At 39.5% G+C, this 15,223-nt stretch carries 13 protein-coding genes; 6 read left to right on the top strand and 7 right to left on the bottom strand.

Going from position 1 to position 15,223, the window contains the following annotated elements; all coding sequences use genetic code 11:
• The 3 genes from A4S05_RS35915 to A4S05_RS35905 form a co-directional block, all read left to right on the top strand.
• On the top strand, nt 1–620 hold a 620-nt coding region (locus A4S05_RS35915; protein WP_069074527.1), incomplete at its 5' end, for a hypothetical protein.
• Nucleotides 536–1,054, top strand: a complete 519-nt coding sequence (locus A4S05_RS35910) for a hypothetical protein (RefSeq protein WP_069074526.1) — start codon at nt 536–538, stop codon at nt 1,052–1,054. The genes A4S05_RS35915 and A4S05_RS35910, both read left to right, overlap by 85 nt.
• A gap of 259 nt (nt 1,055–1,313) precedes the next feature.
• Nucleotides 1,314–1,715, top strand: a complete 402-nt coding sequence (locus A4S05_RS35905; RefSeq protein ID WP_069074525.1) for a hypothetical protein — start codon at nt 1,314–1,316, stop codon at nt 1,713–1,715.
• 228 nt (nt 1,716–1,943) lie between these two features.
• On the opposite strand, the gene A4S05_RS35900 is transcribed toward A4S05_RS35905, so the two are convergent.
• Nucleotides 1,944–2,474 (bottom strand): hypothetical protein, encoded by a 531-nt coding sequence (locus A4S05_RS35900; protein ID WP_069074524.1) that lies wholly within the window; start codon nt 2,472–2,474, stop codon nt 1,944–1,946.
• A gap of 49 nt (nt 2,475–2,523) precedes the next feature.
• On the opposite strand from A4S05_RS35900, the gene A4S05_RS35895 reads away from it, so the two are divergent.
• A complete protein-coding gene (locus tag A4S05_RS35895) occupies nt 2,524–7,323 on the top strand; it encodes a hypothetical protein (RefSeq protein ID WP_069074523.1) in 4,800 nt (1,599 codons plus the stop codon).
• 161 nt (nt 7,324–7,484) lie between these two features.
• On the opposite strand, the gene A4S05_RS35890 is transcribed toward A4S05_RS35895, so the two are convergent.
• A complete protein-coding gene (locus A4S05_RS35890; RefSeq protein ID WP_069074522.1) occupies nt 7,485–7,826 on the bottom strand; it encodes a hypothetical protein in 342 nt (113 codons plus the stop codon).
• Nucleotides 7,827–8,025: 199 nt separating this feature from the next.
• On the bottom strand, nt 8,026–8,271 hold the full coding sequence (locus A4S05_RS35885; protein WP_069074521.1) for a hypothetical protein: 246 nt from the start codon (nt 8,269–8,271) through the stop codon (nt 8,026–8,028).
• A 392-nt stretch (nt 8,272–8,663) separates the two neighbouring features.
• Here A4S05_RS35885 and A4S05_RS35880 point away from each other — a divergent pair, with 392 nt between their 5' ends.
• Complete coding sequence (locus tag A4S05_RS35880) at nt 8,664–9,338, top strand: hypothetical protein (protein WP_069074520.1); 675 nt, start codon at nt 8,664–8,666, stop codon at nt 9,336–9,338.
• Nucleotides 9,339–9,510: 172 nt separating this feature from the next.
• On the opposite strand, the gene A4S05_RS35875 is transcribed toward A4S05_RS35880, so the two are convergent.
• Nucleotides 9,511–10,362, bottom strand: coding sequence for an Rpn family recombination-promoting nuclease/putative transposase (locus A4S05_RS35875; RefSeq protein ID WP_069074519.1), 852 nt, complete (start codon nt 10,360–10,362; stop codon nt 9,511–9,513).
• Nucleotides 10,363–10,529: 167 nt separating this feature from the next.
• On the opposite strand from A4S05_RS35875, the gene A4S05_RS35870 reads away from it, so the two are divergent.
• Nucleotides 10,530–10,910, top strand: coding sequence for a hypothetical protein (locus A4S05_RS35870; RefSeq protein ID WP_069074518.1), 381 nt, complete (start codon nt 10,530–10,532; stop codon nt 10,908–10,910).
• 48 nt (nt 10,911–10,958) lie between these two features.
• Here the strand turns inward: A4S05_RS35870 and A4S05_RS35865 are convergent, their stop codons facing one another.
• From A4S05_RS35865 to A4S05_RS35855, 3 genes are all read right to left on the bottom strand, one after another.
• Entirely contained in the window at nt 10,959–12,014 is a 1,056-nt protein-coding gene (locus A4S05_RS35865) for a J domain-containing protein (RefSeq protein ID WP_069074517.1), read from the bottom strand.
• Between the two features lie 119 nt (nt 12,015–12,133).
• Nucleotides 12,134–12,736 carry a hypothetical protein gene (locus A4S05_RS43970; RefSeq protein ID WP_256091383.1) on the bottom strand — a complete coding sequence of 201 codons (603 nt, stop codon included), beginning with the start codon at nt 12,734–12,736 and terminating at the stop codon, nt 12,134–12,136.
• Between the two features lie 170 nt (nt 12,737–12,906).
• On the bottom strand, nt 12,907–15,123 hold the full coding sequence (locus tag A4S05_RS35855; protein WP_069074516.1) for an AAA family ATPase: 2,217 nt from the start codon (nt 15,121–15,123) through the stop codon (nt 12,907–12,909).
• Between the last annotated feature and the right edge of the window lie 100 nt (nt 15,124–15,223).

The following is a 15,223-nucleotide window of genomic DNA, read 5'->3' as shown; positions in this document are numbered from 1 at the left end:
CGAAGAATGGGGGAAAAAAACAAGGGAAGAAAGCCCAATTACCATTAGATATCACTGAATTACTAGTTATTGCTCGTGAAAGAGGCTATAAAATCGCACTTTCTCAGGCTTTAATAATTCTCCAAGTCTGCGGACTATCTGAGCAAGATGAGTATAGCCCAGATGAGTGCGAACGCTTTCTTGAAACCTACAAATCAATAAAAGAGCAAAACAAATCCTTTGAAGAAGTTGCAGCCAGCTTAACAACTCTAGGTAAAAGCGAAAATTCTCAACAATTAAAATTAGATGCAGTGATTGAGAATGTTAGTGAAAAAGCTGTAGCGGCAAGAGAAGATTTATCTAGCTTGATTGATAAAATTACTGCTGCTCAGGCTGAAGAAGCCCCAGAGTTAGTTCAATCACTTTACCTTAAAAATGTTGCACTGAAATTACAACAGAGCGATTCTGAAAATAACCTCTTCGCTCAATTAGAAGAAAGAATCATGGCGAGAATCGCCGAAAAAAAGCAGCAGAGGCTACAGTTATCTGGAGTGACTTGGGAGACGACACCCTTACCATCTTCTTCGCCCACGCCGATGCTGTCGCCCAACGCATTAGAGAATGGAACGAATACCGATTAAAACAAGAAATTGCAGCCAAAGAACGCACTATTGATATTCAAGTCGAAAAAGCCTCCGATGCTAAAGCCAATAAATTAGCTGCCCACAAGCTGGAAAAAATACAGGCATGGAACGAAGCACAACTAGAACGTCAAAAACTTCGTCAAAAACGCTTTGAACAGTTCAAAGGACTTGTTTTTTGGCTCGGTGGTTGGGTCGGTTCTGGCCGCTCTGGTATTTTCTTTTTTGGCTCTGCCATGTTAGCTTCTGCGACTTTTGCAGGAGTAACAATCATTAATCTGCCAACAAATCTTTCCTGTCCTGATCCCAAAAGTCCCTGTTATCTGGTATACCAAATGCGATTTAACAATAAAAGTGTGATTCTTCCACAACAGACCAAGGATATTATTGCTGAGTATGAGCGCAATAAGAGTAAACCTAAACGACGCAAGTAATTAAGTTTTGGGGAAAGAGAAACTGTCTGTTTTGGTTTTCCCTATCTTTGGAACAGCATCGAATGGCACGAAGACTCATGTGAAATATCGTCAGGGCAGGGTGTTGGGTGTAGTGTTAATAAAAATTGAATTTTAGTGCGCTAGACAAAACCAAGTTGTTCGTAATTCCCTACACCCCAAAACCAGTAATACCAAGCGTTAACGCTTAACAAGCGTGCCATTCGGAACAGCATCAATAGTTTGATAGAGGGATGAAGTTATGAACGAACTAAAAGAAATTAAACTTTGGGATGATTGGGACGATATCAATTTATCAACTCCAGAACGTCGCATTGAACGCTTAGAAATTCTGCTGTGTCAAAAAGTCTACAAAGGCGAGGACATATCTGAATGTCTGCAAGTTTTAGAGTACTTGAAAAATTGCACGACTCACCAAAAGTTAGAATCTGTTTTCTTTAAGCGAGTTCAGTCTCAACTGACTTCCAACTCGTGGAAAATAATTGGTCAGGCTACCTTAATCTCCCTAGTCGCTATTTCTTGCTATTTTGCCATGTATAAAATAGCTATTTCATCAATATCTAATAATTCTTCGTCGGAATTATCTCAGGGCAAACAATTATCAAAAAACACCCCACCACACGGTAAAAAACATCACAAATAAACATAATCGCAGTGCAGTATATTTCTTGATCGCACTGCAATTACTGACTATGATACTCCATCAGCAATCTCTAAAATATTTCAAGTTAACGAAGTAAAAAGGCAGCTTTATGAATATTTACTTTCATACCCAAGGTGAGGCGATCGCTTTCTTTCTTCTTTCACATATTCAGGTAAAATCACTGTATTTGATGGATAAAAACGGTCTTATAGCGTAACTTCACCTACTCTAATAGGAGGTGTTTTTATCAAAAGGCAAGCTATCTTCCGGCTCGAAGTTCTGCAAGTCCTGTTCCATTTGGCGGCGGCGTTGAACGTAAGTTCTGCTGTCTTCAATCCGAGCATTCATTTTCTGCTCACCAAAGTTAATACCTTGTTCTGCGTAATCAGCAGACACAGCATCATAATTCTCGACTTCCATTTTCTTACGCCACTCAAGTTGTTCCAGGGCACTTTCACTGATACCAATTTTCTGAGCATATTCTACATATTCAGGTCTGAGAGAACCATCAGGGTTAAATTCCCTTTTCTCTTGTTCAGTAAAGAAATCGTAGGCTGTGTAGATTGGCCACGGTTCTGGATCAGTCTCGTCCAGGTGTTTCCATTCGTCGTATCTTGCTTTTAGCCTAGAGGCATAATCATCAATTGCCTCGTTACTCATTCCCACAGATAACATTTCTTGTCGAGCTTCATTTTTCAAGCTGCCATCTGGATAAAACTCTTTCTTATGCATATTTATCCAACGCTTAATCCTTGACATATAAATCTCCTCAGAAATTGATGAAATTTAATCAATTTACTTAACATTTATGACTCTGGAATTGAAGCATTTCGATCCTCGTTTAAATCAGTGGATCTATACAGAGGATAACAAAAGTAACTCTCAATCAATTTTAACTGAAAAGCTTAGTAATACCTTATTAGAATTTTACTTTCCTGGCAAAGAATTCTCGTTTGGACACTCAGATGAATACAGCACAGCCGAAGAATTAAAGAATCATCCAGATGGACAGATTTTATTACTGTCTTCTAAGACTCGTTTACTTTATGGAGATAAAGAATGTTTAGAAACGATTCAAAAAATTTGTCCAGATAGTAAAGACCGTGGGGCTTATGGTTCAATCTTCCTTGGGGCTTGTAAAAATGCAATTCACGAAAAGCTAAACATTTTGGTAGTAGATGATTCTACTGAAAAGGCTGGTGAAAATGGAGGGATATTATCGAATGATTTGGCATATAAATTAGTTGGTGACTGTTATGGGCAGATTTCAACACAACTTTATGACAAAGTAACCTTAAGAGAATCCCTTGCAGATAAAAGCTATCGTGTAATTCAGCATCGATTTGGTTGGGTGGATGGAGTTGGAGAGGATACTACTAAATACCGTTTTGGCAAAGGAACATTGCGACCATACAGGTTAGACGAAATCAAATATGCAGATCCAAATAACAAACCAGAAATAGACATAATTCTCCCCGTAAGCAGTTTTAAGGGAGCAGACAAGGATAGACCCGAAGGGGCCACTAAACCGCAGATTAAGCCAGGATTATATCAGCAAAATATTTGGTTAGCTGAAAAAGGGCAATCTCAACAAGGACAGATGTCTATCTCCCAACTGCTGGCATCTTTCCCCCAAGGAATTAAAGATTTTGCCGAAGAGCTAGAGGTACAAGCTCAAAGATTAGCCTCTATTGAAGATGACCCAAGAAGAGTTGCTACTTATTATTGTGAAAGATACGAAAAACGTAAAGAATCATTAATCCAAAATAAATTAAAAACATCAGACATTATCAATCAAGAAACAGATGTTAAAAACTTAGGGACAAATGATGACTTAGATGCAGATCAGGAATTGGATGATGATCTCGGCAAAGATGACTTGTTCATGTACAAACTCATTAAAGCTGATTTACTTGGTCATCAACAGCTTTTAGAAACAGAGAAGGTAAAGCAGGAGCTAAGTCGTTTTGTACAAAGTGAGTGGCGAGATATTGCTATTGGGAAAACGCTCACTTTTGACCGAGGGATGATTATTCCCTCCAAGGAACTCAAAAATGGTGAAATCTGTGCCCCTTGGCTGAAGCTTGGAGAAAAAGTTCTTAACTTTCGCTCTCCTTTTCTGAATTCTAATGGATTGTGTGTGTCTACCAACAAGCACGTTGAAGATCAAATCGGGCCAGATGGGAAGGTTTTAGAAGGCATAATTGTAGTCAATGACGAAGACCACAAGCGCATACAAGCCAGAATTACAGAGTTAGAAACACAAGGGGTTGATGTTGGCGAAGTTGACCCAGCAGAAACCGAATCAGAACGCCAAGCACGAGATTTTGATGGTGACTGCATTGGTGTAGCACTAGCTAGTAAATACCCTAACTTAACAGCCGAAGCCGAGTACAGAAACCAACCCCAGAATGCTTATGCTCCGACAGTTAAGCTCAAAAAACAGTCATTTTATGATCCCAGCGATGGAAGCCAGCCTCCATTTGAAGAAATAGCTATCCACATGAGCGATAGCATTAGCGTGGGCATAATCAACAATCAAGTGACAGCACTGGAGGCATTAGAATCGGAAATTGAGGTACTTAAAACTTACGGTAACTTAGAACAAGAGTCAACTTATTTAGACCAAGTATCTAAGCACTATCAAAGTTTATTTGAACAGGAACATGGCGAGAAGCCCAAACCAATTAGAGCAGAGTACAAACCTTTCATGCAATCTGTTGTAGCTTTAGCAAAGAATCCTAACAGAACGCCAGATATTATTCAGCAGGCGATGGATGTTAACCGCTTGATGTACCGAGAAATGATTGGTGAGGGGTGCTATCAAAACCAAATAGCGGTTGATTTATTCAAAAGTGCTAAAAAACCTGAGATGAATTTAATCAGGGAGAACAGCCGCTACTTGTATCGTGATGTTAATTATATTAAAGATAAGAAATCTTCGTCAGTTTATTTAAGCACAGGGATAACACCAAAAGGTTACTCACCAGTAGAATTATTAATTAGCCAAACCAATAAATATTTCCAAGAATCACAGTTAGAATCGCGTCCCATAGTCCAGTTTAAAGACTTATTCAAAGGAGTAGAATTTACACCACAGCAGAAATTTACAGCGATCGCCGCCAAGTACGAGTTTGATCGGAAATTCAACGCTGCGGTTCGGATATCCCAACGGCGTGAAACTGAGAAAGGGCCATCTGCAATAGTGCAAACTCCACAGGGGGCGAAACTGGAAATTACCAACCTCACCCGCTACGGACACCCCTTAATCTGGAAAGCCCAGACGTTGAACATTCGCTTAGATGAAATTTTGGAGAAATTCAGAAGTTTTGAACGCCCTCACCGATTATTAGTAGTTGCACAGATAAACGGCGAGGTTGGGAAAGATGGAAAACCCGCTTACCGCAACCTGGGGACAGTTAGCCAACAATCTGTGACTGACCACAACCTCAAGGCGGGGATGACCATGCAGGGAACTAAACTCCTAGAACTAAAACCAGAACTTACTAGAAGCCAAACTAAATTACTTTTCGACAAGGCACAAGAGACGGCAGAAGCATTTTATGCCTCGATCCCAGAGTCAGAAAAACTTGCATCCGCCGCCGCCGCTTGGAACATCTGTGCATCCCGCCAGAATGAACTCGAAGTTGCAAGAAAAGAAAACGCAAACCCCCAAGCGATCGCTAAAAAAGTTTCCAATTTCGCCTTCGCTGCTTTCCCCAATGAGATTATCTCTCGCCTGGATAAATTGCAATTCACTGAGCCGAAGTTAGTCACATTAAATAATGAAGCGAATCAATTTTTGGGTCGAGACTGGAACAAGGATGAGTTGCACCCGATAGAAATTAGAGCTTCTCACCACCCAGTTGGGCATGAGCGCCATGTTTCCAGGCTAATGTTTGTACAGGATAGTAACGGCGAATATAAGGAATTCGCCATGCTTGAAACCAGAACCGCACAGCTTCCCATTGGAACGAAAGCACAAGCAAGTATGGTTGGGGTAGAACCTGCCACTGCCAAAGCAACCATTGGACTGCCAGGAAACGAGCCAGTTGAAATTACTATCCGTGAACTCAAGAACTTCTCTTATGCAGGACTTGTTTTTAATGCTGAACCGGTTAACTTAGAATTTGGCACTGTGCCGGTGACTGACAAAACAGTGAAAATCAAACTTGATGGCAAAACTCTGGGGGAGTTAGACAGTGATTCTGTCCAACAGTTAAAACAAATTGATTACCTGAAAAATGGTAATCCTCTAAAGTTAAAACTTACTTCTATCTCCGAAACTGGAGATCAAGCTTTTGTTCTGGGTGAATCTCCCAATGGGAATCTTCTCAAAATTAATAAAATTAACTTTTATGATTTTTGTGGTCAGACATTCAATGATCAAGATTACCGAAAACTGACTATCGAAACCTCAGCTTATAAAACTAGAGATGCTGTATTTTTGAATGGTGAACCCTTGGGAGTATTGCACTTCAAAAAAGACAAAGACGCGCTCAGACAACTTGGATTGCTCAAAACCGGAAAACTTACCCCAGCCCCCGCTATTATTCAAAGTAATTTCTCTGTGATTTGCGCTCAAATTGACCCTAATACCGTTGAATATCCTACTATTTGGACGAAGGAATTTCAGGCTTTTGGGACTCAATCAGTTAATCCTCAACAACAAGAGATGATTGAGAGTAGTGCGAAAATTCTACATCATATTAAAGAGCGTCCTACTTTCTTATTTTCGACAGAATCAAACAAAAAACTTGGAGTCATGGGCTTGGCTGTTGACAACCAGAAAGCTGATACTGTGACAAAATGGTTAACTGCTCAAAAAGTTGAATGGGAGCAAGTACCAATAGAAGATGTTATCAGGGAAACTAAAAAAGGTCTAGCTGTATTTAACTTGGTTGATAGCTCCATCCCTGCCAAAACTTTAGAGAGCATGTCCAAGAAATTTGGGGCTGTGATTGAATCTACTCTTGAGTATCAACAAAGAGTTAATTCCCTCGCCACACGACCACAGTTTTTGAAACCACCAGAACAAACAGCACAATCCCCACCTAACCAATCAACTCTATTACTCTCCACTACTCCTTCTACAACAGACATTAGTAATAGTACAAAAACAGAACCTCTAGGTGTAGAGAAGCCTCCGACAGTTACTATTGATGACTTGAGAAATTGGTATAATGCCGCAGATAAGTTAGGGAAGTCGGAAAATTACAAAAAACGCATTGTAGAAGTGGCTTATGGGTTTAAAGCTGGTGAGCAATTATCAGCCGAAGCATTGACAGTAATGAATAAAGATAAATTTGAACTTGAAGCCATCAGTCGGCTCACTCAAATTGCTCAAAAGATTGGCATGGCCTGGGGTAAATCTGATGAAAATGGTACTAAAGTCCAAGGGAGAATTTATGACTTGGCTTTCAATACCCAGCAGAGAGATTTAACTATTTCGCAGAAAAATGGGGAGGTAATTTTAAACTTGCAATCTGGTCAGGTACAGACTAATAAACTAACTCCACAGATATTACAGACTTTTGAAGATGTTAATACTCAAATTGATAAAATATTAGCTAAATCTCAAATACAACAAGTAGACTTACAAAGATAGATTTGAAGAATTCAGCAGCCAGGAGCCAAGTTGCTTTGCTCCAATTCGTAATTACTAATGGGCTGCGCCCCGCTACGCTCTAAGCAAAGCTATGCCGCAGGCTTTACGTAATCCGTAATTAATAACCCCATGAATAAATTCAGGAGCTTGGAATATGGAGCTTAGGAAAATTCAACTTTCATCGCTACATAAGCATTTGCAAAGCGTTTGTATAGGAGAATTGCTCCGAAATTTGCTCCCAGACAGATGCTTCCTAGTCCCAATAAAATGTATGTGGGAGCCATGACAACTCCAATCATGAACCAAGCAAATACGTGCAGTATGATTAATAAAGCAAAGGTACTGGCAATTGCAGCACTTCGCCAAATCTCAATAGCTGGACGACACAATAATGTCAAACCTATTGTTAACGAGGTAGCAATTAGGTTGGCTGGGATTAAAAAAGCACAAATACCAATGCAGTAAGTGCTTGAGAATACCGTCAAGGTGTTAAAGTCTAACATGAATTCTCCTAGATTAAATTGCCAAATTTTAGATGAATATTTGTCCTGATATCCTCAAGGCTAGTCAGACTTTAAAAGATTTGTAGGTTAGCCGAAACTATGGCGTTACTCAGATATTAGTGAAGACATACTAAAAATTTGAACCACCAAGAAGTTGGTGGTTCTGAGTTATACTTCGTATTAGCTACTAGTCAAGCACTTAAACAGGAAATATTGTCCGGGTAATCAGTGCGCTGGCGAACCCAGAAACACTAAGACCTAGCAAAATACTAGTAAACAAAAGACCTATTCGAGGGTTAGAATCTAGTTTTTTGTCTTCTCTACCACCTGTAAAGAATAAAGACCAAGCTTGGGAAGCATTGATAGTCTTAAAGCTATTAAAATCAGGTCTGAAAACAACAGAACCAAATAGCTCAGGAGATTTGAAGTCGAAATCATTGTTCATGTAAATAAGTATAACAAATATCTTGTCAAATAGCTAGTCTTATGATAAATGCTTACAGATAAAGGCAAGGTAGATATGTCGAGGGTAGCGATCGTCGGCGTTGAGTGGTGATTTTTCAGAGGGAGCTTCCACCCCTTTTTGTCCTTAAAACTTGCCCATAAATAACCCTTTTAGGGAATGTTTTCATTTGAATGGTCAAGTTGAGGTCGAGGCTGAAACAACGGTAAATTAAGGTTTTTGATAATAAACTTTACCAAACTTTACGACGTGTCCGATTTTGCACATAGACCTCTCGGCGGATACCCTACTATGCCAAATATGCTCGATTACAAAGGTAAAACAACTGCCAATGCAAGATTTAAGTCAGTGCAGGAATCGCGTTTTACATCACGATGCTGCCAGTACAAGAGTGGATATTGGAATTCCGCCTTGGTTATCTCGGTCGCTACTGGAGCCTGATAAGCGTTGTTGGCTTATTAATTGGCTTTTTGCTCTGTGCGCTGATATTTACGCCATTGATCATTAACATGGCACTAGATCCGTTCAGATATCCAGATCATGTTGTCATGAGTGCGATCGCTGCGGTGATTTTTGGTGCAATACTTTGGCTGGGACAGTGGCTAATACTGCGACAGACTGAGATAACACCCAGGATTTTTGCGCTTATCAACTCAGTGTTTGGAATTTTTGTCTTCTCTGTGTTGGTGTGGCTGAATCAAAAAAGTTTAGAGTGGAGTGGTGGCCCTATTCAAGGCTGGAAAACTGGACTGATCTTTTTAGTCGGTGGTGCAGTTGGAGCCGCGACGGGTAAAGCATTAGATTTTTACTGTTGGCGAATCGAGCAGCGATTAATCAGACTTGAGAGGGAGAGGGTAGAGCAAGAAACCCAAGAGCGGAAAAGGCTTTTGAAAGAAAGAATTGAGAAGGAGAAATTAGCGCAAGAACGCCTAGAAGCAGAGATGGCAGAACGGAAAAGGATACAGCGAGAGGCGGCTCAAGAGCAAGAACGTTTGTGGTACGAAAAACACGGTCAAGACTATGCAGATTATGAGGATGAGGAAGAGTAACTTTGTGCTGTAATGAACCGATTAAGTCTGTTAAAATTCGCTTTTGCCCTTACTGGGGTTTTTCCTATAAAAAGTCTGTTAATTCTGTTGTGGTTTGAATAAGATTTTGGGTGCGATTCGCTGTCAGGGTAATCGCACTCATTTTCTTGTTCACCCATCTGTACAACTGACATTAATTTTCTTGAGAAAGAAGAGCTTGTAACTGCTGAACTTGTTCAAGACTTAAACCCGTGACTTGTGAGATTTCTTGCACAATCATTCCTCTTTTGAGTAAATTTAATGCAATCTCTTCTCTTGTTTTTTGAGCGCCTTCCTGTTGCCAACTTGTAACAATCTCCATAATTTCCTCCTGTTCATCTAATCCCATTGTACTGATTGCCGCTTGAAAGACCTGTTTCTCAGTATCGTCGAGCCTCAAATACGTATCAACGAACCCAGAAATTAGTTGCATCCTTGCTGGGTCTAATTTTAAGGTCGCCAGCAGCCGCAAACATTCCGCCTTCACCTGTGGACGTTCTTGCTTGGAAATATTCATCTTTGACATTAATGCTGCCGCCACCGGATTTGGCTGCGTGAGAAAATCGCGCCAACTTAAACGATTCAACTGGATTGCTACAAACTGAAATTCCAGCACTTTTAAATCTCCAAAGGTGACGCGATAATTTTGGGGTTCGGCGCGTTTGGGTTCATCAAAAGAAAAAATTACAACTGGGTAAATCGGTAAATCATACTTTTCATGTAGGCGCGCAAAATATTTAAACATCCGCTTTGCAAAGGCTGTTTCAGTGTAAGACTGGTTTTCAACATGAATTAGAAAACAAGTATCTTGCTGTTGATAACGCACCTGCGCCAGTAAATCAATTTCCTTCTTTTCGCCAGAAGTGACATCATTAAATACTTCTTGGGGTAAAAGCTGGATGGAATTACGATCTATTTGGCTGGCTACTTGAGGTAGAAACAAATCAAGAAAATCAATAAAAAACGTAGATAATAATTCTTTGAAAAGGCGGTCGTGGTCAATCATAATATTTATCTTTAACTTTCATAAGAATCATTCTATTTTCAGGTTAAGATTTTTACTAAAGCTCAGTATCGCATATACTAAATATCTCTGCAATCCACTAGAATAAAGAGATGATAATCTGATTTATGTATATTAGCTATTAAAACAGACTTCATGAGATACAAGCTATGAAATTATCAGACTTATCAGCAGAAAGCCTAGAAAAAATTAAGGCAGTTAGATGGGATAGGATTATTGAGAAACATGAAGGGGCAGAGGATTGGGAATCAGTTCTCAGATATGAACAGCCAGACTTTTTGTCAGTTCAAGGATGCCCGATATTATTACCTGTAGATAAATCACATCATCCTAATATCACCATAATTCGGTGTATCTGGAGTATAGATAACAACTCTGTAACTGTTTTTCTGTCTGATACTACCTATGAAGATGATCCTTTTTTCTCTGGATTTATGGCGGTATGCGATCGCTTGAAGGGAGAGGAATTTTTTTTAGCAGTTTTATATCATGAATGGTTTATTATTGAAAGAGCAGGAGTTTTTGAATAATCCTGTTACGTTAGGATTTTCAAATATTATTCAATAATAATTAAACTACTATCTCATTAACTCGGACAACATTTGCTCAAGAATATCTTCCATAATTGACTCGTCCGTGGAGCGCAAAGAAACTGGGCCATCAAGAAATTCTTGAATAGTGATTTTCTTTTCTTTAAAGCCTTTAACAAAATCCCGAATCTCAGAAACGACGTTAATTTGATTGTCAATTGTTTCTACCATATCAGTCATAGCGTCAATACCTTTTTTAGCAGCTTTTCGAGAATCAGCAACCATCGTTCCTTCGGGAGTATTTTTTGTCAAACGCAGTTCCTGCTTTAACTTTTCGTATTGAGTGAGGAGAATTTGATTTTGTTGTTCTAGAGTTCGGCATCGACGAGTTAAATCATCTTCGCTATTGTTATCAATAATTTCTCCAGCTTGTTGACTTCGCTCAATTTCAAGAAGTCTTGCTAAATCCCCGTCTTGGTAAGCTTTATTGATTTCTTTCATGATTTCTGTATGATATTTCTGTGTTTCGCTGTCTCTAGCTTTGTCAGGGTGAAAGATTTCAGCCAACTTCAGAAATGTTTGACGAATTTTTCTTTGCTCATCTGTTCTAGCTACGGAGGGAGATTCTATAGGCTGTTGTGATTGCCAATTTTGATAGTGTTTTGAAGTAGTTTCCTCTGAAAAATCTCTAGTTGTATTTTCATCTTCATTATCAAACGGTTTGTCTAACTCTATATCTAAATGTCTACTATTGGGGTTTACACTGATGACTCCTGCCACTTGTAGATTCCAGTAAACTGCTTCTATCTTTTTGAGGGTTTGTTTACCAAGCTTTCTAGTAGTAAAAATTTCATCAAACAGAGTATGAATTTCCCGATCTAACTCAGCCATTCTTTGGAATAGTGGAGTAGCTTTAGTAAGAAATTCCGCACCAAAAGAACGCATCTGTTCGACAAAGTTCTTCAGTTCTGTGCGCTTTTTCTTGATCTGTTTGAGTAGTGATTGATGTTGTTTTTCTAGAAACTCTAAGCGGATATGTAATTGAGACAGAGCTAGCGGAGTTACTTTAATTGATTGCGATGGAACTGTAGTTTTTCGAGGCATGAAACACGTATGTAAGTTTAAAGTTTAAAATAGAACTGTCGCCTTACTTAGGGAATGCGAAAAAAGACACATCTTGGACTGCCATAATTGCTAGGCGTATTCTGGTTTAATCGCGGATTTTAAAAGTCATTATCCGTAAAGGGAACTATGGATGGTAAAAACTTTTGAAAAGAAGGGTAAAATTGTAATCTTGCTTCATAGTCATCTGTAAGTGATATTTCTAGCTCGATTGTTTGCTGATTTTTTTCATCAAAAAGCAATTGGATTTGATAATTTGTCCAGAATTGCTCACCTAGTTCATCTTCTAAATCGAAAAGCCGTTCTTCATCACCCCATATATTTGACCAAAGTCCGATCCTATTAGCGCGAAAATGATTTTGACCATTAGCATCTCTAATTACAAAATATGCTTCGACATTTAAATCAAATCCCAAGTCATCGACCTCTACCTCTGCTATTTGACAGTTAACCACTATCAAGGTATCGGGGTTAACGTTTACTACCTGGTCTTGGCGCTTTAATAATTCTTGTAATACAAAATCAGGTAATAGCTGAGAACTTCCTTCAAGGGCTTGTTTTTGAGTTTCTGGAGAGTAACGAGTTTTTAACTCTTGCGTGATTAAAGTTAAAATATCTTCACTAGCTAAATTGACAACTATCTTTTTATCTGCGGTATTAAGAAAACTTCCAAGATTCAGATTAATGTGTTTTTTAATTGGCATAATTCTCTAAAATCCTTTTGAACAGTTCATACTCATCTACAAATAAAGCGAAGGCAAGAAAAAATATTACCTAAGCTTCAGTTCTCCGTCTTGATCAAGACGTACTTCCGAGTAATTGCAGGAGTGAAAATCATAATTATAAATGACTGTGATTTGATAGCCTATTATGTTCATGCGCTAATATTTAAAAATGCCACAGTGCTTGACCAATTAACGGATTGGTTGAGTAAGTAACGAACAAATAAATTTTTAATAATATTTATTTCCTCACTTGTCAAATTAGCAGCTAGACGATCTGCATAACTTGGTCGATTAGGATTAGCAGTAAATAAACGCTTGATAAAATTATCAGAGATGTGCATAGGTGTCAAATACTGCTGAAGAACTACTTGTACGCAGTGTCCATTTGAGGCAAAAGCGTGACGCAAATCATCAGCGTCCCAGTTAAGCATGGGGTCAGAGACATCTGTATAAATAGCTTCTTCCGCTAAAACTAATCGCTTATACAATTGGGCATCTAAATTTTGGCTGGGCAGTAAGCGGTAAAACCTTTGGGTATGACGAGGTACTGTCTCAGCTAAAATAAGCTTGACTGAGTGCGGGAGCAATTGAGCTAAAATTTGAGCAGCAAGTCCCTTGTCTAGTTCCGAGGCTAGTACATTGCGCCCAATAATAGAGTCAAACTGTACATTTGGTGCAAGAGATGCCAGCATAGCAGGTATCTGTGCAACAGATGCAGTAAAAACTATTGGTCGCATTGTTTCAGGAAGTGCCGCAGCAAGTTCATTTAAAGCATTGGCATCAGAGCGATTGCGAACACAGGCATAAACCCCACCTTCAGGAACTTGCCGGATTGCTTCCCAAGTAAGTAAACCAGTGGCGGTATTTAGATCCAATACTAAGTGATGACGTTGTAATTGAGCAAAATTGAAAATGCGATCGCGCACAGATGCTAATTGTGTACTGACTTGAGAAAGTGTGCGTTGCAACCAGCGCTCATCTGCTCGGTCAACAGTTCCATAAGTCATGACTTCCATTGGTGCAACACCAATACCTTCTACTATTGCGGCAAGTTGAGCTTCTCGACGACGCGCCACTTGTGTTGCGATTTGGTGTTCATAACCTTGGATTGATGGTTGATAAAACAATTGGCCTTGCAAGCTCTTGGGTAAATACTGCTGTTCTACCCAATGATCTCGATAAGCGTGAGGATAGAGATAACCAGCCCCATGCCCAAAGCCTTTTTTATCCCGATTGGCATCTTTAAGGTGAGCGGGGACTTCTGCAACATTTTCATTTTCTACTGCGGCTAAAGCATCAAAAAAGCCCATAATGCTATTAGATTTTGGTGCAGTCGCTAAATAAAGTACTGCTTGCGCCAAATGATAACGTCCTTCCGGCATTCCCACGCGGTCAAAAGCTTCAGCACAAGCATTTGTAACGACAACTGCTTGTGGGTCAGCCAATCCGATATCTTCACTGGCAAGAATTAACATCCGACGGAAGATGAAGCGCGGGTCTTCACCGGCATAAACCATTTTGGCTAGCCAATAGAGTGCTGCATCTGGGTCAGAACCTCGTAAGCTCTTAATAAAAGCACTGATGGTATCAAAATGGGCATCCCCTTCTTTGTCGTATAAAACAGCACGTTGTTGAATTGATTCTTCTGCCACTGCTAGGGGAATATGAATAACACCTGTAGTATCGGGGGGTGTAGTTTCTACAGCTAGTTGCAAAGCATTCAATAATGAACGAGCATCACCATTGGCAACATTAATTAGATGAGCTAAAGCATCTGTGTCAATTTGTACTGTTAACTTGCCATAACCGCGTTCAGAATCGAAGAGTGTTTGCTCAATAATTTTGTATAAATCTTCATCAGTTAATTGCTGAAGTTGAAAAATCCGCGAACGGCTTACGAGTGCCTTATTGACTTCAAAAAAAGGATTTTCGGTGGTAGCACCAATGAGAATGATTGTACCATTCTCTACCCAAGGCAATAGAGCATCTTGCTGAGACTTGTTAAAACGATGGACTTCATCGACAAAAAGAATAGTTCGTTGATTATGGAACTTGCGCTGTTGTTGGGCTTTTTCAATTGCCGCTCGAATTTCTTTAACTCCCGAAAGTACGGCATTGATAGCAATGAAGTGAGCGCAGGTGCTGTTGGCAATAACACGGGCTAAAGTAGTTTTGCCAGTCCCTGGTGGCCCAGAAAAGATTAAGGAAGACAGTTGATCCAAACTAATAGCACGCCGCAGTAGCCTTCCTTGCCCGATAATATGCTCTTGACCAATAAATTCATCAAGTGTCCGTGGACGCATCCGAGCCGCTAGGGGTGCTGATTCTTCAGTTATTTTTGCAAGATGCTGGTCAAATAAATCCATTATTAAATACGTCTTCAGAAGTGGAGTTTTTCAAGGCATAAAATATGTGCGTATGCTTTTTCAAGGTAAAAAATTATAACGGCAATTAATATCTAAAAAG

This window comes from Nostoc sp. KVJ20, assembly GCF_001712795.1.
GTDB lineage: Bacteria > Cyanobacteriota > Cyanobacteriia > Cyanobacteriales > Nostocaceae > Nostoc.
Note: the sequence above shows the minus strand (reverse complement) of the source record. Positions and strands in the feature narration are given on the sequence as shown.